Here is a 21,521-nt window from a genome sequence, read left to right as displayed (position 1 = left end):
CGGCAGCCCCGCCGGTAGACCGGGCACAAGCCGCACGAGCGTGGCGACGACAGGCCCCTCGGCGTCGTCCGCGAGGGTGAGGGTCGTCTGCTCCCAGCCCGGGCCGAGCAGGTCCTGGGTCCAGTCGGTCACGGCGTCACTGCGGGGGCGCGCCGGCCGCCCGCCTTGATCGGCAGCAGCAGGGCGAGGCCGAGGCCGACGACGGTGATCAGCCCGAGGATGCCCCAGTACTGCGAGCCCGAGAGCGCCACGAAGGTCGAGAACGCCAGCGGCGCGAGGAAGCTCGCCGCGCGGCCGGTGGTCGCGTACAGGCCGAAGATCTCGCTCTCGCGGCCGGGTGGGATGACGCGCGAGAGCAGCGTGCGGCTGCACGACTGTGCCGGGCCGACGAAGACGCACAGCATCAGCCCGAAGATCCAGAACACGGTCGGCCCGCCGTCGTGCAGCACGAAGACGACGGCCCCGCTGATGACCATGCCGGTCAGTGAGGTCACGATGATCGCCTTCGGGCCGACCCGGTCGTCGAGGTAGCCGGCGAGGATCGTGGCGATGCCTGCGACCACGTTGGCGGCGATCGCGAACACGATCACGCTGCTCGCGGTGAACCCGAAGGTGACCGACGCGATCACCCCGCCGAAGGTGAACATGCCCGCGAGCCCGTCGCGGTAGACTGCGCTCGCGAGCAGGAAGTAGAGCGTGTTGCGCTGCTCGCGCCACAGCCCGGCGACGTCCCGGGCGAGCTGACGGTAGGAACCAACGAAGCCGGTGCGGACCCGCAAAGCGCTCGCCGGGACCTCCGGGACGGCGATCATGACCGGGATCGCGAACACCCCGAACCAGATGGCCGCGACGAGCACCGCGGCCCGGATGTTCAGCCCGTTCTCGCCGGTGACCCCGAACACCCCGACGTCGGGGTTGATGAAGCCGGTGAACAGCACGAGCAGCAGCACGATGCCGCCGAGATACCCCGCGCCCCAGCCGATGCCGGAGATCCGCCCGACGTTCCCGGGATGGGAGACCTGCGAGAGCGTCGCGTTGTAGTTGACCGCGGCGAGCTCGAAGAAGATGTTGCCGACGGCGAGCAGAAAGATGCCGAGCAGCAGGTTCTGCGTCAGGTTGTCCGGGTCGGGTGTGACGAAGAACATCGACGCGCTGATCAGCACGGTGATTCCGGTGTGGATGCCAAGCATGAGCTTGCGCCGGCCCAAGGCGTCGGACCGGGCGCCGGAGACCGGGGCGAGCAGCGCGATGAAGAGCCCGGCCGCGGCCAGCCCCCAGCCGAGCCAGGCCGAGTGGTCGGCCAGGGTCGCGTCGAGCAGGGCACTCGCGTGCCCGCCGGCGGCACCCGCGCGCGCCGCGGCAGCGACCGTGCCGGGGTCGACGAACGCGTCCGAGGTCAACCAGCGGGTGAAGACGAAGGTCGTGATGACCGCATTGAAGGCGGCCGACCCCCAGTCCCACAGCGCCCAGGCTGCGACGCGCGATCGGTAGGTCCGGGGCGCAGCGGCGCGATCGCCGAGCAGGGCGTCGCTGGTATCTCTCACGCGCGCATCGTAAACGTGCGACCCCTTCGCGCGGTGAACCGGGGCCGAAGTTCAGCGGCGTCAGCGCGCCGACTGGTCCTGCGGGTCGTCCGGATTCGGGTGGCCCTGCCAGTAGCTGCTCTCCAGGTCGGCCGCGGAGAAGGGCTTCGGGCTGGGAGTGATCCGGCTCTTGCGCATCGACTCGTACCACACGGGCATGTCGCTCGAGCGGGAGGCGACCAGGAACGAGGTCTGGTCCGCTTCCCAGCTCGACCGCCGCGCGTCGTCCCGTTCGGGATCCTGCTCCGTCGGCGGCGAGGCCTGGTCGGGCGCGGAGTGCGATCTCGCCGGGCGGCGGCGCGCCGGACCGGGCGCCGCAGTCTCGCTGCGCAGCGCGCGTGGCTTGGGCGGCTGGTGGAGCGCGCTCGAATCGCGATGATCGGCGGTGGGTCGCGGCAGTCCGAGGTCGGTCAGCTCGTGCGGCGTCCAGCCGGCCGCCATCGCGAGGGCATGCGCCTCGGCGTAGCCGTATTGCGCGTCCTCGAGGGCGTTCTGGAGCTCGGCGAGCGAGTTCTCCATCTCGTGGATCTCGTCCTGCAGTTCGCTACGGACCGCGGCGGCAGCGACGAGGTCCTGTCCGGCGCTCCAGAGCGAGCGCAGTCCACTCTCGCCCGCGTTCGCGTCGAAGATGGGGGCCATGCGGAGAAATCTACCTTGCCGCGCGCGGGGACGCGAAGCGCGCCGGTCTGATCGTGGCGGCGGTGCTGCTCACGGCGGTGTTCTCGGCGCTGTCCAACGCCGCGGCGCTGCTCGCCAGGAACCAGGGCGTGCTGATCGGCATCTCCCAGCTCATCTCGATCCCGCTGATGTTCGGCAGCAGCGCGCTCATGGACACCAGCCTGTCGGCCGACTGGGTATCGCGGGTCGCCGCGTCCAACCCGTTCGAGTGGGCGGTCATCGCGGGCCGCGGCGCGATGCAGGACTCGCCGGACTGGGCAACGGTCGGCGGGCACCTGGGGCTGCTCTCGGGGCTCGTCGCGGTGATGGCGTGGGTCGCGACGGGGGCATTCCGGGCGTACCAGCGCTCGACCTGACGGTCGGCGTCGGCGTCCGGGGCTGGTCGCGGCTAGGTTGCGGTGGTGACCCAATCTTCGATCGACCTCCCCGGACTGCCGACCCTGACCTGGACCGGGGCGCCGTCGTCGGCGTCGGTCGACCCGGACCGCGGCGGGCTGGTCATGACGGCCGCCGCGGGCACGGACTGGATCAACCACGCCCAGACCGGCGTGCGCAACGCCTCGGCGTCGGCCCTCGGCTTCACGGCCGACGGCGACTTCGCGCTCTCCGCGCAGGTCACCGTCGCGTTCGGCTCGACCTTCGACGCCGGTGCGCTGTGTCTGTTCTCGAGCCAGGAGTCGTGGGCCAAGCTCTGCCTCGAGCGCTCGCCGCAGGGACAGGCGATGGCGGTCTCCGTCGTGACCAACGGCGGGTACTCGGACGACTGCAACTCCGCGGTCGTCGACGGCGACTCGGTCTACCTCCGGGTGAGCCGCTCGGGGCGCGCGTACGCGTTCCACTCCTCGACCGACGGGCAGCAGTGGAACTTCGTGCGCCTGTTCCGGCTCACGGCGCGCGCCGGGCACGTGAAGGTCGGGTTCCTCGCCCAGACCCCGCTCGGCGAGGCCTGCACGGCGACCTTCTCCGAGATCCAGCTGACCGACCGGGCCCCCGCCGACCTGCGCGACGGCTCGTGACGGAGCGGGGACTCGTCCTCGAGGCGGGGCCGAGCCCGACAGCCCGCGCCCAGTCTCCACGGTCAAAGCCCTCATCAGCGGGCATACCCGTCCGATAGGACCCTCGGCGGCCGTATCCGCACCGGCTGCCCGCGCCTCCACGCCAGGAGGCCCGTCGACGCGTGGACGTGGGGTGGGCCGATGCGCGCGAGAGGTCTGCAGTCGCCCGCCACGGGCCGCCTGATTCGCCGACTGGGTCCCATCTCCTGGCTCGTCGTGCTGCTCGGCGCCGGCTCGACGCTCTTCCTGCCGGGGACGGCCGAGGGCACCCCGATCCGCACCGCGATGGTCATCACCCTCGCGGTCTTCTTCGTCGTCCTGTTCGCCCAGCTCCTGCTCGCGGTGACCCACTACCGCAGCCGGCGGCTCTCGCTGGTGTTCCTGGCCGCCGGGGTCGGGCTGTGGGCCGCCGGGTCGGCGACGGTGAGCGCAGGTCAGACGGTCGCGGAGGTGACCTTCCCGGCGCCCGGTGAGGTGTTCTTCCTCGCGTCCTACCTGGGCATGGCCGCGTTCCTGCTGCTCGACGTGCCGCGGCGGGCGATGCCGACCGCGACGATCTGGCTCGAGGCTGCCGTGGTCTGCGGTGCGGCGGCCTGCCTGGCCGCGTTCGCCGTCCTGACACCGTTGTCGGGCACGTTCGCGCGCGGGGGCGTGACCCTGCTGCTGGCGATCCTCTACCCGCTGATCGACCTGGTCCTCGGGACGATGGTGCTCGCGCAGCTGATGCTGCGGCAACGGGGCCTCTCGGTGCGCACGATCGCCCTCGCGCTGGGCTTCGCCGGCCTCGCCGTCGCCGACAGCAGCTTCGTGCTGAGCCTGTCCAGCGACTCCTACACCTCGAGCCTCGCGCTGGACGCCGTCTGGGGCTTCAGCTTCGCGGCCATCGTCGGAAGTGCGTGCGCACCGCGCACGACGGCGACGCCCCCGGAGATCGTGCGGCAGCGCTCGGCACTGCTGCCGGTCGCGGCGGCACTCGCCGTCGTCGTGCTGGTGCTGCACCCGGGGGGCGTCATCGGCTGGTGCGTGATGGCGCCGGCCATCCTCACCCTGGTCTGCACCGGAGCCCGGATGGTGCTCGCGCTGCACGAGGCGCAGGGCGCCGCGGAGGCCTTGCGCCTGTCGCTCACCGACGAGCTGACCGGGCTGCCGAACCGGCGGGCGCTGATGGCGGCGGCCGACAAGGTACTGCGGGGCGGTGCGCAGCTGGGGCTCGCGCTGCTCGACCTCGACGGGTTCAAGGACATCAACGACACGCTCGGCCACGCCGTCGGGGACGACGTGCTGACCTCCCTGGCACACCGCCTGCGCGACGAGCTCGGCGCCCAGGGCGGCATCCTGGTCGCCCGGCTGGGTGGCGACGAGTTCGCCCTGCTCCTCACGGGCGCGGACGGGCTCGGGCTGTTCGAGGTCGCGCAGCGGGCTCGGGGCATCCTGAAGAACCGGTTGCGGGTCGACAACCTCGATCTGTCGATCGACGCATCCGTCGGCATCACCGTGCGCGAGGCGGGTGACACCTCCGCCATCGAGCTGCTGCGCCGGGCCGACATCGCGATGTACGAGGCGAAGTCGACCGGGGCGGGCGTGCTGCTGTTCGACGCCTCCCAGGACGGGTTCTCTCGCCAGCGGCTGCGTCGCGGTGAGGACCTGCGCCAGGCGATCGCCGAGAACCACCTGATCGTCTGGTACCAGCCGCAGGTCGACGCGCGCACCCGCCAGGTGCTCGCCATGGAGGCCCTCGTCCGGTGGCACCACCCCACCGAGGGGATGCTGTCGCCGATGACGTTCCTGCCCGACGCCCGGCGCGCCGGCCTGATGCCCGCGCTCACCGAGGCGGTCATGCGGCACGTGATCGCGGACGCGCGGCGCTGGATCGACGAGGGGTTCACGTTCCGGGTCGCCATGAACTGCGCACCTCCCGAGCTGGTCGGCGGGATCGTGCTGCCGATGCTGTTCGAGGCGCTCGAGCGAGCCGGGCTGCCCGGCGACGCCCTGCTGATCGAGGTCACCGAGGACTCGTTCCTCGCGGACCCCGAACGGGCCCGGGAGGCCCTGTTCGAGCTGCGCGCGCACGACGTCGAGACCTCGATCGACGACTACGGCACGGGGTTCTCCTCGCTCGCCTACCTGCGCGACCTGCCCGTGCAGGAGCTGAAGATGGACCGCTCGTTCGTGTCCACGATCCTGACCGACGAGCGGAGCCTGATGATCGTGCAGACGACGACGCAGATGGCGCACGCCCTCGGCCTGCGGTTGGTCGCGGAGGGCATGGAGGACGCCGAGACCGCCGCGCGGCTGACCACGATGGGGGTCGACGTGTTCCAGGGATATCACATCTCCCGGCCCATGCCGCCGGACGACGTCGCGCCGTGGATCCGGCAGTGGTTGGCCGCCGGGGACGAACCCGGCGTACCGGCGCAGGCGGACGCTCCGGACCGGCCGGTGGCGACCGGCGTCGAGCGCGCGGGCGGCCGCGCGGATCGGGGGCTACAGCTGCCCGACGCCCACTGAGCCGACCATCCCGACCAGATCGATCGTGCCTTGCCCGATCGCGTGCAGCTCGGCGGCGTCGCGCGCCGACTCGTCCGCCTCGAGGACCGGCCCGCGCGGCCGCAGCCGGAAGGCTTCGAGCTCGGGCACGCTCACCCCGTCGAGCCCGACGCCGAGCGTCACGAGCCGGTACGCCTCGGGGAACTGCCGGCGCTGGTTGCGCACCAGGGCGGGGCAGTGCGCGTAGACCGGCGTGCTCGACGACGAGCCCAGGTAGGGCGCCGTCGTCGTGCCGGGGAACGGGTGGGTCAGGATGCCGACGGAGTCCAGCAGGCGCCGGACCCGCGTGTCGAGGATGGCCACGAACGAGCTCATCTGGTTGACCCGCGACAGGGTGATGAGCCCGTGGTAGAGCGCGAGCGAGAGCTGCAGGCCGTCTCCCGTCGAGCCGCGCCGCACCCCGATCGTCGCGATCTCCCAGGTGGTCGCGAGGTCGATGCCGACGGCGGCGGCGGTGCGCGTGCCGTCCACCTCCCACGGCGCCCGGCCGACGTCGACCAGCGTCTTGAGGCCGGCACGTCCGCCGGGCACGATCAGGCGCACCGCGGCGAGAACCTCGTCCTGCTCGTCGGCGAGGACCAGGAACACCGAGCGGTCCGCATAGTCGCGATACTCCTCGTCGAGCTGCTCACGCGTGTTGCCGAACCAGCGCAGGAACACCTCGGCCTCGCACTCCCGGGCGGACTCCAGCAGCGCGCCCTGGACGTCGAAGAGCATCCGGACGGTCGGAGCCATCAGAAGCCTCGGGAGACGACATTGGTGGCGTTGAACCACTCCCGGGCCAGCTCGACGACCTCGGCCTCGTTGAACGGCTTGCACGCGTAGACGTCGATGCTGAAGAACAGTCGCGGCACGTCCCAGGCGTAGAAGTGCGCACCCGAGGTCTCCCAGTGGATCCACCCGGCCCACCCGTACAGCGGGGACGAGTGGGTCACGGGCTCGTTCAGCGCGACCATGTCGATGGTCTTGGACAGCTGGGTCAGGAACGCGCTGATGGACTCGGCGCCGATGGATTCGGTGCACAACCCTTCGACGACCAATCGCTGCCGGCAGATTTCCGGGGCCAGATCGTGCACGTCGTCTCCAGGGTGCTCGGGCCCGGCGAGGGAGTCGGGCGGCTGGAGAGATCGTGCCATTTTGTCCGGTTTGTCTGACTCTTTAGAGTTAATTCTGCCGCTGTTATCACCCGATAGGAGTACTCGCGCGGCCCAGGTCAGGCCGGTTCGTGCAGGCAGCTCGGGTCCTCGGCGAGCGGGTCGCCGGTGGTCGCGAAGGCGTGCGAGCGGGAGCCGCCGCAGACGGTCCGGAACTCGCAGCGACCGCACTTGCCGCCGAAGGAGTCGGGGTCGCGCAGCGACTTCAGCAGCACGGACTCGCGGTAGATCTCGGGGAACGGCCGGGCGCGCACCGAGCCCGCGGGAGCCGGCAGGAACCCGCTCGGGTAGACGATCCCGACGTGGTCGACGAAGGCGAAACCCTTGCCGGAGTTCACGTCGATCGGCGGGCGCGGGCGGCGCGGCTTCGGGGGGTGCGCGGCGAACAGGCCCGCGGTGTCCCGGCGCAGCTCGGCGCGCAGCGGACCGACTCCGAACGCCTCGTCGAGCGCGTCCACGCCGGCCCGCTGCAGGGCGATCCGCCGGTAGTGCGGTGCCTCGGTGGTCTTGATCGCGACAAGCGAGGAGACATCGTGCAGCCAGTGCAGGACCTCCTCCTCCTGTGCCGCGGTGAGGGGTTCGAGCAGCTTTCCCCGGCCGGTCGGGACGAGGAAGAACACGCTCCACAGCGACGCGCCCAGCTCGAGTACGGCCTTGAGGATCTGCGGCAGCTCGTGCACGTTCGCGCTGGTCACGGTGGTGTTGATCTGCAGGCGGAAGCCGATGTCCTTGATGGTGCGGGCCGCGGTGAACGTGTCGTCGAAGACTCCGTCGATGCCCCGGAACGCGTCGTGGGTCTGCGCCGTCGCGCCGTCCAGGGACAGCGAGACGGCCTTCGCGCCGGCGTCGTGCAGCTCGACGAGCACCTCGCGGGTGAGCTTGGCGGTGACCGAGGGGGACAGGGCCATGCTCAGGCCGAGCCCGGTGCCGTGCGCGACCAGCTCGGGCAGGTCGGGTCGCTCGAAGGGGTCACCGCCGGTCAGCACGACCAGTGGGCGCGGGGCGCCGAACGAGGCGAGGTCGTCGAGTAGGCGCTTGCCCTCGACCGTGCTGAGCTCGAACGGGTTGCGGGTCGTGATGGCGTCGGCGCGGCAGTGCGTGCACACGAGCTGACAGGCGCGCGTGACCTCCCAGATGACGATGAACGGCCGCTCGGCCGCGTCGTGATGCAGGTACCGAACGGCGCGCGGATGGGCAGCGGTAGTGGTGGGCGCGGTCATCGGACGTCTCCCAACGGGGTTGCGAAGCTACCCGACGAACCTCGGGGAGTCTGAGTTGTTTTTACTACACTTTCAGGTAAAACTCTATTCGTGTCCCCCGAAGCGAACGATTCCCTGCTCAGGCCCGACGACGGCGCGGCCCTGCGTGGACGGAGCAGATGGTGAGCGACGAGACAAGGGGGGCGTTCGGATGGTGATCCCCGAGGCTGCGTTGCCGCTGAGTCAGCGGCGGGTCGAGGACGTCCCCGGGCACTGGCTGCTCGCCCGGCTGAGGAAGCGCGCCCTGCGCCCGGGGGTGCGGCGATGACGTCGCGAATGCTCGCCGACGCCTCGTTGCGCGGCGCGGACGTCGTCGAGCTCGCGCCGGGCCTCGGTCGCACGGCGGTGCAGATCCTGCGGTCGGCGCCGGGCTCCTACCTCGGCATCGAGCGCGACCCCGACGCCGCCCGGATCGTGGCCGGGCTGGTCGCGGGGCGCGGTACGTGCCGCACCCGGGACGCGACCGCGACCGGCCTGCTGGACGCGAGCGCGGACGTCGTCGTCGGCGAGGCGATGCTCTCGATGCAGACCGACCGGGGCAAGCGCGCGATCGTCACCGAGGCCGCCCGCCTGCTGCGCCCCGGCGGGCGGTACGCCATCCACGAGCTGGCGCTGCGGCCCAACGGGCTCGACCCCGCGCTCGCCACCCAGATCCGCCAGGACGTCGCGAGGTCCATCAAGGTCAATACCCGGCCGCTGACTCCTCGCGCAGTGGGGTGCGCTGCTCGAGGAGGCCGGGCTCATCGTGGACCGGGTGCGCACCGCGCCCATGGCGCTGCTGCACGTGCGCCGCAACCTGGCCGACGAGGGCGTCCTCGGCGCGCTGCGGGTCGCCGGCAACGTGCTGCGGGAGCCGGCCGCGCGCCGCCGCGTGCTCGACATGTGGCGCACATTCCACCGGCACCGCCACAGCCTTGGCGCGGTCTCCCTGATTGCGCACCGCCCGACGACTGGAGAAGCCCGATGACCGAGAACCTCACGTCCGAGCAGGTCGAACCGGAGGTGGCTGCTGCCCCGATGCTGTCCCACGTCGCGGACGTCGCGGGCCTCGTCGAGATCCAGGACGACGCGACCGTGTCGCGCACGATCCTGGCCGCCGAGGGCATGCGCACTGTGCTCTTCGCCTTCGACGCCGGACAGGTCCTCAGCGAGCACACCGCTGCCGTGCCCGCCATGCTCCAGGTCCTGTCCGGGCACCTGCGGATCACCGCCGCGGGGCGGACCGTCGACCTGCGCCCCGGCGGTCTCGTGCACTTCGGGACCCGGTTGCCGCACGCGGTGGAGGCCGTCGAGCCCTCCCGCCTGCTGCTCACCATGCTCGACCCCCGCGTGAAGGGCTGACGCGATCATGGCGCGGGTGCTCGTCGTGGTGGCCTCGCGGCACGGGGCGACGTCGGAGCTGGGGGAGTGGATCTGCGGCACGCTGCGCGATGGCGGTCACCAGGTCGCGCTCACGCGCCCGGTCCCGGGAGCCGATCCGCAGGGCGCCGACGCCGTCGTACTCGGCTCGGCGACGTACGCCAAGCGCTGGCTCGGCGACGCGAACTCCTGGTTCGCGCACTACCGCGAGGCGCTCGTCGAGCGCCCCACGTGGGTGTTCGACTCCGGGATGGCCCCGCGCTCCGTGGGCGACGACGTGCCGCTCGGCGACGCGGTGCGGGTGGTCGATGCACTCGGCCCGCGGGGATTCCGGCACTTCGGCGGCCGCATCGACCGTGCGCTGCTGTCCCGGGCCGAGCGCGCGATCGTCGGCGCTTTGCGCAAGCCGGACGACGACGGGCGCAGCCGCCCGGAGGTCGAGGCCTGGGCGCGCGAGATCGACCTCGAGCTGGGCGGCTTGCTGACCGGCGCGCTGGGCGGCGCCCTGGGTGGCGCGCTGGGCGCGGGTGCAGCGACCCGCGATCGCGGGGCGATCGCGCGCGACTGACGAAACCCGCAGGAATCCCGGATCCGGTTCGCCCTGAACAATCGACGTACGCAATACAAACGCACCGCAATCACTCAACGGAGAAGGCTTGTGGACTCTTTGATTACTGCCGTCGCATCCCCGGAGCTCGGCTTTCCTGCCTGGTTGCGGATCACCCATTTCATCAACTTCGTCTTTGTCGGGGTGCTGATCCGCAGCGGCGTCGAGATCCTGTCGTCGCATCCACGGCTGTACTGGCGAACGGACTGCGGTCCCGGGACAGAATGGCTCCGTCTCACCAAGTCGATCGTCCCCGCCGAGGAGGGGCAGTACATGGCGCGCGACGACGAACTCGTGCTGCCGAAGTGGTTCTCGCTGCCCGGCGGGAAGAAGATCGGTATCGGGCGTCGCTGGCACGGGCTGACGAACTTCGCCTGGATGATCACCGGGATCATCTATGTCGGGCTGCTGTTCGGGACCGGCGAGTGGCGCCGGCTGCTCCCGACGAGCTGGGACATCTTCCCCCGCGCGCTGGACTCGCTGCGGACCTACCTGACGTTCAACCTGCCGCCGGTGGCGGCGTTCCACCCGTATGACGCCCTGCAACAGCTCATGTACGCCTTCATCGTGTTCGTCGTCGCGCCGATGATGATTCTCACCGGGATTGCGATGTCGCCCTCGGTGATCGGGCGGTTCCCGTGGTACGCGAAGCTTTTCGGCAACCGTCAGGGCGCGCGGAGCCTGCATTTCATCGGGATGGTGATCTACCTGGGGTTCGCGCTCTTCCACGTGACGTTGGTGTTCGTCGTCTACCCTGCGCACAACGTCACCCACATGGTGTTCGGTGAATACCGTCCCAAGCAGTTCGGGGCGGCCCTGGCGATCATGCTCACGATGATCGCCGCGGTGGTCGCCTTCTGGCTCTGGCAGTCCTGGTGGAGCCACCAGAACCTGCGCCGCACCCAGGTCATCCTGAACGACCTCGAGGAGCCGATCCGGAAGCTGTTCCTGGGCCGGCTGAAGTCCAGGCAGCGCGGGTACTACAAGGAGTCGGACATCTCGCCGTATCACTGGTCCAACGGCCGCCCGCCCACGCCCGAGGAGTCCCCCGAGTGGGAGGCGCTGCGCAAGGACGACTGGCGCGGCTACCAGCTCGAGATCGGCGGCCTGACGAACAAGACCGTCAGCCTGTGCATGGACGACCTGCGAGACATGCCCCGCCAGGAGCAGATCACGATGCACACCTGCATGCAGGGCTGGACCGGGATCGCCAAGTGGGGCGGCGTGCGGCTCTCGGACGTCATCGGGCTGGTCGAGCCGGACGAGAAGGCCAAGTACCTGATGCTCACCTCGTTCGGCACGGCCCAGCACATGTACGACGGCCGTCCGGTCGAGCCGTACTACACGTGCCTGCCCAAGGAGCTGGTGTACGAGGACGAGACGATCCTGGCGTTCGACATGAACGGCCAGCCGCTGCCGATGACGTTCGGCGCGCCCCTGCGCCTGCGGGTCGAGTCGATCCACGGCTACAAGATGGTCAAGTACCTGCACAAGATCGAGTGGATCGAGGACTACCACACGGTCGGCGACGGCATGGGCGGCACCCGCGAGGACTCCTCCCTGCAATCCATCAACGCAAGGATCTGACAACCCATCAACGCAGAGATCTGACCCGACGCCGGCAGAGCCTCAACGTTCCCGCGGGAACGCCGCAATGCCGTCCCAAAACCCGCTAACGTCCGAGCGTTGACGTCCTATAGGACGTCAACGCTCGGACGTTACGCGCCGAACGGCGCCGCGGAGCCCTCGAGCCGCGGAGCCGAGTTGCCGCCGAGCGCATCGTCGCCGAGAGCCGGGGTGCCGCGAGATGGGAGTTGTTGTCGTTCCCAGGCGGATTTCAGGACAACGTCTCCTATCTCGCGGAAGTCCGGCCCGGTGAGGGCCGGTGATCTGCGTCGAGTTCGTCGGTTCGGGTTCGAGTTCGCCGATTTCGACCGGAGAACTCGCTTCGGACCTGCGGACTCGAGCGGAGCGGCAACGACTCAGCGAGCCGATGACACGGCGCGGGAAACTGGGCGCCTGCGAGCCGGGGGCCTGTCGCGAGATGGGAGTTGTTGTCGTTCCCGGGCGGATTCTCGGACAACGTCTTGTATCTCGCGGAGTTTCGGCGCCGCTCTGACGGCAATTCGCTCAAGGGGGCCGCGGTGGGGTGCAGAGCGATCGAGTTGCGGGAGTTCCTGCGAGGGCGGTCGACCGGCCAGCGTTCCTGCGGGAACGCCTGTCCGATCCCGAACGAGCCGGCGTCCGAGGCGTCCGAGAACCCGTTAACGTCCGAGCGTTGACGTCCTATAGGACGTCAACGCTCGGACGTTAACGGGATTCCTGCTCCTGCTCTTGTTGCGCCTGCTCCTGCTGCTGTTCCTGTTGATGTTGTTGCTGCTGTTGGGTCAGGTATGCCTGCAGGACGCGGGCGTGGTTGTTCTCGGGGTCGCGAGCGGCGTAGAGGAGGGTGATCCGGTCGGCATCGGCATCGGCATCGGCATCGGCGTCGGCATCGGCGTCGCCGTCCCCGTCGGCTGCGCCGTCCCCGTCGGCTGCGGCGTCGGCGTCGGCGTCGGCTGCGGCTGCGAGCAGGGTCTCGGCTGCGCCGGAGCTGTCGAGCTCGGCGGTGTAGCGATCGGTGAACTCCCCGAAGTGGTCGCTGCGATGCGCGAACCAGACTCTCAGCTCGGTCGACGGCGCGACGTCCTGGTCCCAACGATCGAGCGCGGCCCGGGCCTTCGAGACGCCGCGCGGCCACAGCCGGTCGACCAGGACGCGGAAGCCGTCGTCGGGCGCGGGTGCGTCGTAGATCCGCTTGATCACGATCTCGGCCATGGTCCCTCCGCTCTCGCGTCCTACACCTGCCCGACGGCGGCCTGCCGGCTCACCGTCGGGCGGCTCAACTGCCGTGCTACCGCTGTCCGTTCACCTTGGCCCCGTCGACGACGCGGCGCACGGCGTCACCGACGTTCGCCAGGTCGAGCCCGGCGCTCGCGGCGCTCCCGGCCGCCGCGGGCGTCCCGGGCGTCCCGGCGGCCGTCCCCGCACCGTCGGCCTTCGATCCCGCCCCCAGGAACGGCGCGATCAGGTCGAGCGGCAGCGGGAACACGATCGTGGACTTCTCGCCGCCGAGCTCGAGCAGGGTCTGCAAATAGCGCAGCTGCAGCGCGGCGGGGTTCCCGCTGAGGATCTCCGCGGCCTCGAACACCTTCTGCGCGGCCTGGAACTCGCCCTCGGCGTTGATGATCTTCGCGCGCCGTTCGCGCTCGGCCTCGGCCTGGCGCGCCATCGCCCGCTGCATCGCCTCGGGGATCTCGACGTCCTTGATCTCCACGACCGTGACCTTGATGCCCCAGGGCTCGGTCTGCTCGTCGATGATGCGCTGCAGGCTCTCGTTGAGCTGCTCGCGCTCGCTGAGCAGGTCGTCGAGGTCGGCGCGGCCCAGCACGGAGCGCAGCGTGGTCTGCGCGATCTGGGAGGTGGCGACCGCGTAGGCCTCCACCTCCGTGATCGCGAGCGCCGGGTCGGTGACCCGGAAGTACGCGACGGCGTTGACCCGGGCCGGCACGTTGTCGCGCGTGATGACCTCCTGCGGCGGGATGGTCAGGGTCACGATCCGCTGGTCGACGCGCACCATCCGGTCGACGAACGGGATCAGGAACACCACCCCGGGCCCGGCCAGCGGCCGCAGCCGCCCGAGCCGGAACAGCACTCCGCGCTGGTACTCGCGGAGCACCCGGGTGTTGGTGGAGAGGCCGAGCAGCAGCAGGGCGGCAACCAGCAGTAGCGCGATCTTCATCAGTCCGTCCTCCGTGCGTCAGATCCCCAGCGGGTGCGCGAAGTTTGCGTCACCCGCAGCCCGGTCGACGGCGTCGGAGCCGGGAAGTTCGATGGTGTCGCGCGGAAGTGCGCGCTGAAGCGCAGCCCGAGCAGGACGACGAGCGCCAGCGGCACCGCGAGCACCGCCGACCACGGCTCCAGGTTGCGGGCAACCGTGAGCAGGATCATCACGCCCGCGATGACGACGAGCGACAGCGACAGGCCGCGGTGGAACCGCCCGGCCTCGGAGTGCGGCCACGGCGCGATCGGGCGGGTGACCTCCCGCCCGGTCTCGGAGTCCGTGCAGTTCTGCTTGACCGGGCAGCCGTTGCACACCGACGCCTTGGCGCGGTATCGAACCAACCGGAGGTCCTCGTCGTACTCCATGGGCCAGAGCATCTCGTCCTGCGAGCAGCTCCACGCGTCGTGCTGCGGGTGGTACTGAAATCCCGCAGTGCGGAACGTCTCGGCCCGTTTCTGGGCGTGCTGCGCTGCCAGGTCGAGCGCGCCGGACACGCCGAGCAGCACGAGGGCGTACACCCCGACGATGAGGACCTCCGGAGGCAGGATCACGACTCGTCGTCACCCGCCCCGGCGCCGACCTTCGCGAGGACGATCTCGGTGAACAGCGTCTGGTCCCGCAGCTCTTCCACCGAGCCCTTGACGCGGTAGCGGACCCCGAGCCAGCAGATCCACAGGAACGCCGCGCACCCGGCGAGGAGGGTCACGTCACCGGGCAGCCGCATCCACTCGAAGATGTTGTTGGTCGGGTTGGTGATGAACTCCATCTGCCGGGCGGCGAAGTAGCCCTTGTCGACAGATTCGAACAGCTGCAGGATGCCGAGCGGGAGGAGCGTCGCGAACGACATCCAGGCGAGACCGAGGTTGACGCACCAGAACGAGAACTTCGCGACCTTCTCCGGCCAGCGATCGGCCGGGATGAGGTACCGCAGGCAGAACAGCGCCAGCCCCATCGCGAGCATCCCGTACACGCCCATCATCGCGGCGTGCGCGTGGTTGGCCGTGAGCGCTGTGCCGATCTCGTAGTACGACACGATCGGCAGGTTGACCAGGAACCCGAAGATCCCCGCGCCCAGGAAGTTCCAGAAGCCGACGGCGACCAGGAACATGACCGCCCAGCGGTGCGGGAACGGTGTCGAGGACTTGGACTCCTGGCGGGCCCCAAGTTGCAGGAAGGACCACGCCTCGACCGTCAGGAACGTCAACGGGATCACCTCGAGGGCCGAGAAGACCGCACCCAGCGCCATGCTCTCCGCCGCGCTGCCGGAGAAGTACAGGTGGTGCATCGTGCCGACGATTCCGCCGGCCGAGTACAGCAGGATGTCCAGCAGGATCATCGTCAGCGCGACCTTCTCGCGCACGACGCCGAGCATCACGAAGATGTACGCCACGAGGACCGTGGTGAAGATCTCCAGGAAGTCCTCGACCCACAGGTGCACGACCATGAACCGCCAGAAGTCGGCCGTCGTGAAGGTCGACTCTGCGTTGGTCAGCAGCCCGACCGCGTAGAACGCCGGGATGGACAGCGCGGTGAAGAAGAACATCCACGGCATGTTCCCGCGCGACTCGGTCTTCAGGCGCGAACGCAGTCCGCGCCACAGGATGAACACCCAGATGGCCAGGCCCACGGTGAGCAGGACCTGCCAGAATCGGCCGAGGTCGAGGTACTCCCAGCCCTGCATCCCGAACAGGTGGAACGTCGCGGGGAGCAGGTGGTGGATGTCCAGCGCCTCCCCGGCCATGGAGCCGAACACGACGACCGCGAGGGCGCCCAGCAGGCTGTACGCGAGCCAGTGCTGCCGCTTCGGTTCGCGTCCGGCGATGATCGGGACGAGGAAGATGCCGGCCGCAAGGAACGACGTCGCTGTCCAGAAGATCGACAGCTGCACGTGCCAGGTGCGCACCAGGTTGTACGGCAGCCAGTGCGCGAGGTCGAAGCCGAAGAAGCTCGACGCGTCCGCGCGGTAGTGCTCGGCCGCCGCGCCGACCGTGGCCTGGATGAGGAACAACAGGCCGACGACGAGGAAGAACCAGGCGCAGGCCCGCTGTGCGGGCGTGAGCAGCACGTCTCCCGGCTCGCGGAAGGAGATCGAGTCGGCCTGGCGGCCCTTCCAGCCCAGTCGGTCGCCCCAGCGGCCGAAGGCCGCGAACAGCGCGCCGATGCCGGCGAGCAGGGAGATCAGGGAGAGCACGCTCCACACCATGACGTTGGCCGGGGCCACGTTGCCGACCAGCGGCTCCGCGGGCCAGGAGTTCGTGTAGCTGTAGTTCTTGTGCGGGCGGTCCGTCGAGGCCGCCCAGGACGTCCAGGCGAAGAACGACGTGAGCTGCCGGATCTCGGTCTTGTCGGTGATGGCGTCCGGGCGCAGGCCCTTGGCGTGCGAGTCCGGCCCGAGGTCGGTCGCGTAATACCCGAGGAGCTCCTGGTACGCCACGGCCTGCCCGGCCGTGAAGGTGAGCGTCTTGGTCGCCGTGTCGTACCGGTTCGTCTTGAAGTCGTCGATCACCTGCTGCTTCACGTTGTCGGACGTGCCGCCTGCCTCACGCGTCACGATCAGTGCGGAGCGGTGCAGGTAGTCGGCCGTGAAGTCGGGCCCGAGGTAGGCACCGTGCCCGAAGATCGAGCCGTACTCCATCAGGCCCTCCTTGAGGAACGCCTTCTGGCCCTCGATGACGTCCTTGCCCGTGAACAGGACCTTGCCGTCCGTTGCGACGATGGTCTTGGGGACCGGGGGCTCAGAGTTGTAGGTGCGGTAGGCCAGGAAGCCGAGGATTGCGAAGCCGAAGAGCATCATCAGCGCGATCGCCTGCACCCACGTGCGGGAAACCATCATCGGGCGCCGGACGGTCGGCGCTACCGAGGGGTTCACGGACGCCTCGGGGGTGAGGTGGAGGGCTGGGTGTCGAGCAACATCGGAGTCTCCTGACAGGTCTGGTGCAGTGGCCGTGTCGAGCCGTGTGTTGTTTTTACTACACTTTCAGGAAAAACTACATTCGCGGTCTGTAGGCAGCTCGTCCGCTCGCTCTGGGCGTCGGCGCGGTCTGGGCGCAGGGAGGTGCCATCACCCCTGCTCACAGCCGTGTGCATGCCCGACGACGGGTCGACGTCGGCGTCTGATCGGTCCTACGCCGTTGTGGCCGTCAGCACTGCAGAGAGGCTAACCCGCAGCGCTTGCAGAAAGCGTCGGCACCACACGTACGAGCGTGTCGATCTCGGCCGCCGGGAGAGGGCGGCCGAAGAGCCAGCCCTGGGCGGCGTCACAGCCCTGCGTGCGCAGGAGCGTGGCCTGGCTCGCACGCTCGACGCCCTCGGCGACGACGACGAGTCCCAGCGCGTGGCCCATCGCGACGATCGCCTTGACGATCGACGCGGAGGACTCGTCCTCGTCCATCGCCGAGACGAAGGTCCGGTCGATCTTCAGCACGTCGACCTTGGTCCGCTGCAGCTGGGAGAGCGAGGAGTACCCGGTGCCGAAGTCGTCGATCGACAGCCGCACGCCCAGGTCGCGCATCCGGTCGAGGTTGCGCCTCGCGGTCCCCGACCCGCTCAGGAGCGTGGTCTCGGTGATCTCCAGGGTGAGCCGGCGCGCCGCGATCCCCGACTGGTGCAGCGCCTGGCTCAGCGTGTGCACCACCTGGTCGGTCTCGAGCGTGCGCGCGGACAGGTTGACCGCGAGCGAGTACCCCAGCGCGCACCAGTCGGCGCCCTGTCGGCATGCTTCGGTCAGCACCCAGCAGTCCACGGCGGAGACGAGCGAGTTCTCCTCGGCGATCGGGATGAACTCGTCCGGCAGCAGCACCCCGTGGCCGGGCCGTTCCCAGCGGACCAGCGCCTCGACGCCGATCATCTGCTCGTCGACCAGCGAGGTGATCGGCTGATAGTGCAGGTGCAGCTCGCGGCGTGCGACGGCCTGCCCCAGGGCGCTGCGCACGGAGAGCTTGGTGTTCACCTCGTGCTGCATCGACTCGTCGAAGATCATCGAGCGGGACTTGCCGGCTATCTTCGCCGCGTACATGGCGAGGTCGGCGTGCCGCAGCAGGGTGTCCCCGCTCGTCATGCCGTCGGTCGTCACGGCGATGCCGATGCTCGCGCTGACGACGGCGTCCTGCTCCCCGATCCGAAAGGCCGTCTCGAGCTGCCGGCCGATCCGGGACGCGATCACCGGAGCGGTGGTCCGGTCCAGCACCCGGGTGCACACCACGACGAACTCGTCGCCACCCAGCCGCGCGACGACGTCGTCGGGGCGGATGCAGGCGCGGATGCGCTCGCTGGCGCGGACCAGGAGCTCGTCGCCGGCGGCGTGCCCAAGGCTGTCGTTGACCTGCTTGAAACCGTCCAGATCGATGAACAGGACGGCGAGGCCGTGCCCGGCCCGGGTGCACTCCCCGAGCGACCGCTCGAGGTGCTGGAACATCGCGGCGCGGTTGGGCAGCCCGGTCAGCGCATCCTGCAGCGCCTGTCGGCTCAGCTCCTCGTGCATCACGCGCATCTCGCGCGAGGACACGTCGATGGAACGTTCGAGGGTGGAGCGGTCGCGCTCTGTCTTGGCGTACGTGGAGCTGATGGTCGCGAGGAGCGCGGGCCACGCCGCGCCGGACGGGACGACGTCGGGCGTGAGGTCCATCCGGCGGAGCTGGTGGGCCAGGGTGGTGTGCAGCTCGGAGGCCGAGCTCATCGAGCGCGCCCATCCGCGACCGCACGTGTGTCGATGTCCGGGCCCTCGCAGAGCTTTTCCATGCCATCCCAACTGTTCGGGCCGTGCAGGCTCTCTTCAGTTACCTCATCGAGAGGGTCGGCCGGAATTTGAGAAACCCGGATCAATGCCACCCAATTGGCGTATACGTGCAGGTGGGCCGGATTATCCGCGGACTCCTGGACCATTCTGGTGCCCGGTTCGGCCCCGTTTGCGGACGACTGAACGGATGATAGGTGAGGGCGGAGATGCCGGATTCCTGCGGGAGTCCGGTGGTCCGTGCGCATACTCGACGGCAATCGCCGAAACTCCCGCGCAACGCCCAGTAGGGGAAACGAATGACCACCGACTCCGAGCCGCTGTCTGTGCAGCCCTATGGTCCGCCGAAGACGTTCACTCCGCAGGAGCTGCCGCCGGAGCTCGCCCTCGAGGATCCGTACCGGCAGGGCGCCCAGTTCCAGCCTGCGACCCACGGCGCGGTGCCGACCCGCGGCCAGGCTCCGCCGTATCTCCAGGCGGGGGCGTACTCCGCAGCGAGCAGCACCCCGCAGTACTCCCTGCCCGGGTACCCCCCGCCGACGAGCGTCCAGGGTGGCTACCCGGGAGGCCAGTACGGCGGATTCCCGCCCGCGCTCGCACCCTGGGGGGTTCGGGTCGGGGCGCTCATCATCGACCGGCTGGCGAATGCCGGTGGCTACCTGCTCTGCGTCGTCATCGCCCTCGTGACCGCGACCCGGGGCGTCGATCCGAACGGCCACCTAGCTTTCCATCTGACGCCCGTGGGGAACCTCGTGCGGTTCTTCGGCCTCCTGGTGTGGCTCGCGATGTGGATCTGGAATCGCGGCGTCCGTCAGGGCGGTTCGGGTCAGTCCCTCGGCAAGCGCGCGACCAAGCTCCGGCTGGTCTCGGCGGCGACCGGGCAGCCGATCGGTGTGCGGATGGCCCTGTTCCGCGACGTCGCCCACGTGCTCGACATGGTCCTGTACGTCGGCTTCCTCTGGCCGCTGTGGGACACGCAGCGCCAGACGTTCGCCGACAAGATCTGCTCGACCCTCGTCGTGCGCGACTGAGGGCCGCGGGGTGTCCACTCCGACGCGGGGCGTCTACTCCGACTCAGGGGGCAGGGTCGACGCCGCCGCCGGAACGATCGACGGCACGATCAACTCCGTCGTGGCGGGATCGCTGGGGGAGCGCGGCGAGGGGATCACTGCCTCGACCGGGTGCGCGGTGATGGTGCGGTACCGGTAGGTCGTGCCCTCGTCCTGCACCAGGTACGTCTCGATGCGGCTGCGGGTCCAGTGCAGGACGAGCAGCCCATAGCGTTCGGCGAGTCGCGCCAGGGTCGCGAACTCGGTGACGTCGACCACCGGGCGGTGCGCCGGCGTCGGCATGGGCTCCACCTCGATCAGCAGCGGACCGTACCGGCGCTGGATCGCGACGCCTTCGCTCGTCGGGGAGACGCCGCGAATCACGAGCAGAAGCAGAGCCGCCAGGAAGATCGAGCCGCCCGTCAGGACCGTGGACATGTCCCGTGCGGTCGAGACCACCATCTCGCGTCCCGCGAAGTCGAGGGTCCGCGGCTGGCTCTTGGTGCGTTCGACAGTCGCCGAGTCCTTCATCGTCAACGACTGTCCCGGGTCGAGCACGAGCTGGTCCGCGGAGAGGGTCAGCCTCAGGGCGGGCGCGAACGGTGCCTCGCCCGCGGCGTGCACCGCCGGCACGACGGCGACCGCGAGCGGTCCGGCGGGCACCCCGGTGGCTCGTGCCGCAGCCTCGCCGCGTGCTTCGAGATCCGTCAGGTTGAGGCGCACCGTCGTCGTGAAGCGACCGCCGGTGAAGGCGAGCGTCTTCACCAACGGGACGGTGGTGTGCCAGCCGCTGCCGTTGGACAGCTCCGCGCTCACGCTGAAGCGGCCCGAGCCCCCGCGGTAGTCGGCCGTGACGTCCACGGTGTCGGCCACCGAGCGAAAGATCGGGTCGGGCGAGGTGACGGTGGTGCCGTCGTACGCGGCGGTCAGCGCGACGGCGGTGCGGTAGGAGAAGGTGATACGGCCGGTCGCCGGCGCCTCGGTCGCGGTCTGCAGGTGCGTCGGCGTGGCGAAGGCGAAGGCGCCCAGCCCGATGCCGAGGAGCCCGGTGCTGGCGATGATCGCGCCGGCCGCTCGCAGCGGCCTCGGTGCGCTGCCGAACGGTGACGCTCGTGGGATGCGGGGCGCCTTGCGGCCGCTCATGGCATGTTTCCTGCGTGCGTGGCGGCGGGACTGCACCGCGTTGCCGCCACCCACCAGCACCACGATCAGCATCACGGCGACCGCGACCGGGCTGGTCAACCGTTCCAGCCAGATGCCACCGCGGGGGATGTGGACCACCAGTCGGCCGAGGAGCCGGTCCTGGCCGGGGTGCTCGGGATCGAGGAAGTTGTTGTTGTCGCCCTTGAACACAAATGCCGCACCGTCCCGATCGACGATGCGGTGCATGACCAGTCTCTTCAGCGTGTTGCTCTGATAGGCGACGATCTCGCCGACGTCGTACGTGCTGCTCGGGTGCACGATCGCGAGGTCACCGGACCTGAACCGCGGTTCCATGCTGTTGCCGTGGGTGATCACGTACGAGAGCTGGCCGCCCAAGGACGCAGGAGCGATTGCCAGCCACAGTCCTATGGCCAGCAGTGCCGAGATGATTGCCCGGGCTCTGCCGGAGGCTCTCATTGATAATCCGATCCCGGGTACGCCCGGCCGGTCCGAAGACCGACCGGGCCTACCT

The 21,521-nt window shown here is 69.8% G+C and carries 18 protein-coding genes; 7 read left to right on the top strand and 11 right to left on the bottom strand.

The window, feature by feature from the left end; translation table 11 throughout:
• Nucleotides 1–128 precede the first annotated feature (128 nt).
• Together VIM26_RS04480 and VIM26_RS04475 are read right to left on the bottom strand one after the other, a co-directional pair.
• On the bottom strand, nt 129–1,544 hold the full coding sequence (locus tag VIM26_RS04480; RefSeq protein ID WP_331949149.1) for an MFS transporter: 1,416 nt from the start codon (nt 1,542–1,544) through the stop codon (nt 129–131).
• Nucleotides 1,545–1,604: 60 nt separating this feature from the next.
• Complete coding sequence (locus VIM26_RS04475) at nt 1,605–2,222, bottom strand: hypothetical protein (protein ID WP_331949148.1); 618 nt, start codon at nt 2,220–2,222, stop codon at nt 1,605–1,607.
• A gap of 62 nt (nt 2,223–2,284) precedes the next feature.
• Here VIM26_RS04475 and VIM26_RS04470 point away from each other — a divergent pair, with 62 nt between their 5' ends.
• The 3 genes from VIM26_RS04470 to VIM26_RS04460 all read left to right on the top strand — a co-directional run bounded on the left by VIM26_RS04470 (nt 2,285) and on the right by VIM26_RS04460 (nt 5,824).
• Nucleotides 2,285–2,617 (top strand): hypothetical protein, encoded by a 333-nt coding sequence (locus VIM26_RS04470; protein ID WP_331949146.1) that lies wholly within the window; start codon nt 2,285–2,287, stop codon nt 2,615–2,617.
• A 45-nt stretch (nt 2,618–2,662) separates the two neighbouring features.
• Complete coding sequence (locus VIM26_RS04465) at nt 2,663–3,277, top strand: DUF1349 domain-containing protein (RefSeq protein WP_331949145.1); 615 nt, start codon at nt 2,663–2,665, stop codon at nt 3,275–3,277.
• A 180-nt stretch (nt 3,278–3,457) separates the two neighbouring features.
• Nucleotides 3,458–5,824, top strand: coding sequence for a bifunctional diguanylate cyclase/phosphodiesterase (locus VIM26_RS04460; protein WP_331949144.1), 2,367 nt, complete (start codon nt 3,458–3,460; stop codon nt 5,822–5,824).
• Here the strand turns inward: VIM26_RS04460 and VIM26_RS04455 are convergent.
• The 3 genes from VIM26_RS04455 to VIM26_RS04445 form a co-directional block, all read right to left on the bottom strand.
• A complete protein-coding gene (locus tag VIM26_RS04455) occupies nt 5,801–6,598 on the bottom strand; it encodes a hypothetical protein (protein WP_331949143.1) in 798 nt (265 codons plus the stop codon). The two genes, VIM26_RS04460 and VIM26_RS04455, sit on opposite strands and share 24 nt — an antisense overlap.
• Nucleotides 6,598–6,999, bottom strand: a complete 402-nt coding sequence (locus VIM26_RS04450; RefSeq protein WP_331949142.1) for an S-adenosylmethionine decarboxylase — start codon at nt 6,997–6,999, stop codon at nt 6,598–6,600. The genes VIM26_RS04455 and VIM26_RS04450 overlap by 1 nt, the downstream gene beginning before the upstream one ends.
• Nucleotides 7,000–7,076: 77 nt before the next feature.
• On the bottom strand, nt 7,077–8,237 hold the full coding sequence (locus VIM26_RS04445) for a TIGR04053 family radical SAM/SPASM domain-containing protein (RefSeq protein WP_331949141.1): 1,161 nt from the start codon (nt 8,235–8,237) through the stop codon (nt 7,077–7,079).
• A gap of 303 nt (nt 8,238–8,540) precedes the next feature.
• Here VIM26_RS04445 and VIM26_RS04440 point away from each other — a divergent pair, with 303 nt between their 5' ends.
• From VIM26_RS04440 to VIM26_RS04430, 3 genes are all read left to right on the top strand, one after another.
• Nucleotides 8,541–9,617: a methyltransferase domain-containing protein gene (locus VIM26_RS04440; RefSeq protein ID WP_331949140.1), complete on the top strand. Its 1,077-nt coding sequence runs from the start codon at nt 8,541–8,543 to the stop codon at nt 9,615–9,617.
• 16 nt (nt 9,618–9,633) lie between these two features.
• Nucleotides 9,634–10,203, top strand: coding sequence for a flavodoxin domain-containing protein (locus VIM26_RS04435; protein WP_331949139.1), 570 nt, complete (start codon nt 9,634–9,636; stop codon nt 10,201–10,203).
• A 90-nt stretch (nt 10,204–10,293) separates the two neighbouring features.
• Nucleotides 10,294–11,829, top strand: coding sequence for a molybdopterin-dependent oxidoreductase (locus VIM26_RS04430; RefSeq protein ID WP_331949138.1), 1,536 nt, complete (start codon nt 10,294–10,296; stop codon nt 11,827–11,829).
• 723 nt (nt 11,830–12,552) lie between these two features.
• Here VIM26_RS04430 and VIM26_RS04425 read toward each other — a convergent pair.
• The 5 genes from VIM26_RS04425 to VIM26_RS04405 all read right to left on the bottom strand — a co-directional run bounded on the left by VIM26_RS04425 (nt 12,553) and on the right by VIM26_RS04405 (nt 18,740).
• A complete protein-coding gene (locus VIM26_RS04425) occupies nt 12,553–13,059 on the bottom strand; it encodes a DUF488 domain-containing protein (RefSeq protein ID WP_331949137.1) in 507 nt (168 codons plus the stop codon).
• Nucleotides 13,060–13,135: 76 nt separating this feature from the next.
• On the bottom strand, nt 13,136–14,023 hold the full coding sequence (locus tag VIM26_RS04420; protein WP_331949136.1) for a slipin family protein: 888 nt from the start codon (nt 14,021–14,023) through the stop codon (nt 13,136–13,138).
• A complete protein-coding gene (locus VIM26_RS04415) occupies nt 14,023–14,616 on the bottom strand; it encodes a hypothetical protein (RefSeq protein ID WP_331949135.1) in 594 nt (197 codons plus the stop codon). Before VIM26_RS04415 ends, VIM26_RS04420 begins: the two co-directional genes overlap by 1 nt.
• Nucleotides 14,613–16,898, bottom strand: a complete 2,286-nt coding sequence (locus VIM26_RS04410) for a nitric-oxide reductase large subunit (protein WP_331949134.1) — start codon at nt 16,896–16,898, stop codon at nt 14,613–14,615. Before VIM26_RS04410 ends, VIM26_RS04415 begins: the two co-directional genes overlap by 4 nt.
• A 324-nt stretch (nt 16,899–17,222) precedes the next feature.
• Nucleotides 17,223–18,740 carry a putative bifunctional diguanylate cyclase/phosphodiesterase gene (locus tag VIM26_RS04405; protein WP_331949133.1) on the bottom strand — a complete coding sequence of 506 codons (1,518 nt, stop codon included), beginning with the start codon at nt 18,738–18,740 and terminating at the stop codon, nt 17,223–17,225.
• A 356-nt stretch (nt 18,741–19,096) separates the two neighbouring features.
• Between VIM26_RS04405 and VIM26_RS04400 the strand changes: the two genes are divergently transcribed.
• On the top strand, nt 19,097–19,828 hold the full coding sequence (locus VIM26_RS04400; protein WP_331949132.1) for an RDD family protein: 732 nt from the start codon (nt 19,097–19,099) through the stop codon (nt 19,826–19,828).
• Between the two features lie 33 nt (nt 19,829–19,861).
• Here the strand turns inward: VIM26_RS04400 and VIM26_RS04395 are convergent, their stop codons facing one another.
• On the bottom strand, nt 19,862–21,466 hold the full coding sequence (locus VIM26_RS04395) for a signal peptidase I (protein ID WP_331949131.1): 1,605 nt from the start codon (nt 21,464–21,466) through the stop codon (nt 19,862–19,864).
• Nucleotides 21,467–21,521: the final 55 nt, after the last annotated feature.

The organism is Pengzhenrongella sp., from assembly GCF_036565025.1.
Classification (GTDB): domain Bacteria; phylum Actinomycetota; class Actinomycetes; order Actinomycetales; family Cellulomonadaceae; genus Pengzhenrongella.
The sequence above is the reverse complement of the archived record's forward strand: the minus strand, read 5'-3'. Positions and strand labels throughout refer to the sequence as shown.

Coding starts and splice junctions, on each gene's coding strand:
- VIM26_RS04410 (WP_331949134.1), bottom strand. CDS start 16,898: ATGATGGTTTCCCGCACGTGGGTGCAGGCGATCGCGCTGATGATGCTC.
- VIM26_RS04455 (WP_331949143.1), bottom strand. CDS start 6,598: ATGGCTCCGACCGTCCGGATGCTCTTCGACGTCCAGGGCGCGCTGCTG.
- VIM26_RS04405 (WP_331949133.1), bottom strand. CDS start 18,740: ATGAGCTCGGCCTCCGAGCTGCACACCACCCTGGCCCACCAGCTCCGC.
- VIM26_RS04395 (WP_331949131.1), bottom strand. CDS start 21,466: ATGAGAGCCTCCGGCAGAGCCCGGGCAATCATCTCGGCACTGCTGGCC.
- VIM26_RS04450 (WP_331949142.1), bottom strand. CDS start 6,999: ATGGCACGATCTCTCCAGCCGCCCGACTCCCTCGCCGGGCCCGAGCAC.
- VIM26_RS04420 (WP_331949136.1), bottom strand. CDS start 14,023: ATGAAGATCGCGCTACTGCTGGTTGCCGCCCTGCTGCTGCTCGGCCTC.
- VIM26_RS04425 (WP_331949137.1), bottom strand. CDS start 13,059: ATGGCCGAGATCGTGATCAAGCGGATCTACGACGCACCCGCGCCCGAC.
- VIM26_RS04400 (WP_331949132.1), top strand. CDS start 19,097: ATGACCACCGACTCCGAGCCGCTGTCTGTGCAGCCCTATGGTCCGCCG.
- VIM26_RS04460 (WP_331949144.1), top strand. CDS start 3,458: ATGCGCGCGAGAGGTCTGCAGTCGCCCGCCACGGGCCGCCTGATTCGC.
- VIM26_RS04440 (WP_331949140.1), top strand. CDS start 8,541: ATGACGTCGCGAATGCTCGCCGACGCCTCGTTGCGCGGCGCGGACGTC.
- VIM26_RS04445 (WP_331949141.1), bottom strand. CDS start 8,237: ATGACCGCGCCCACCACTACCGCTGCCCATCCGCGCGCCGTTCGGTAC.
- VIM26_RS04475 (WP_331949148.1), bottom strand. CDS start 2,222: ATGGCCCCCATCTTCGACGCGAACGCGGGCGAGAGTGGACTGCGCTCG.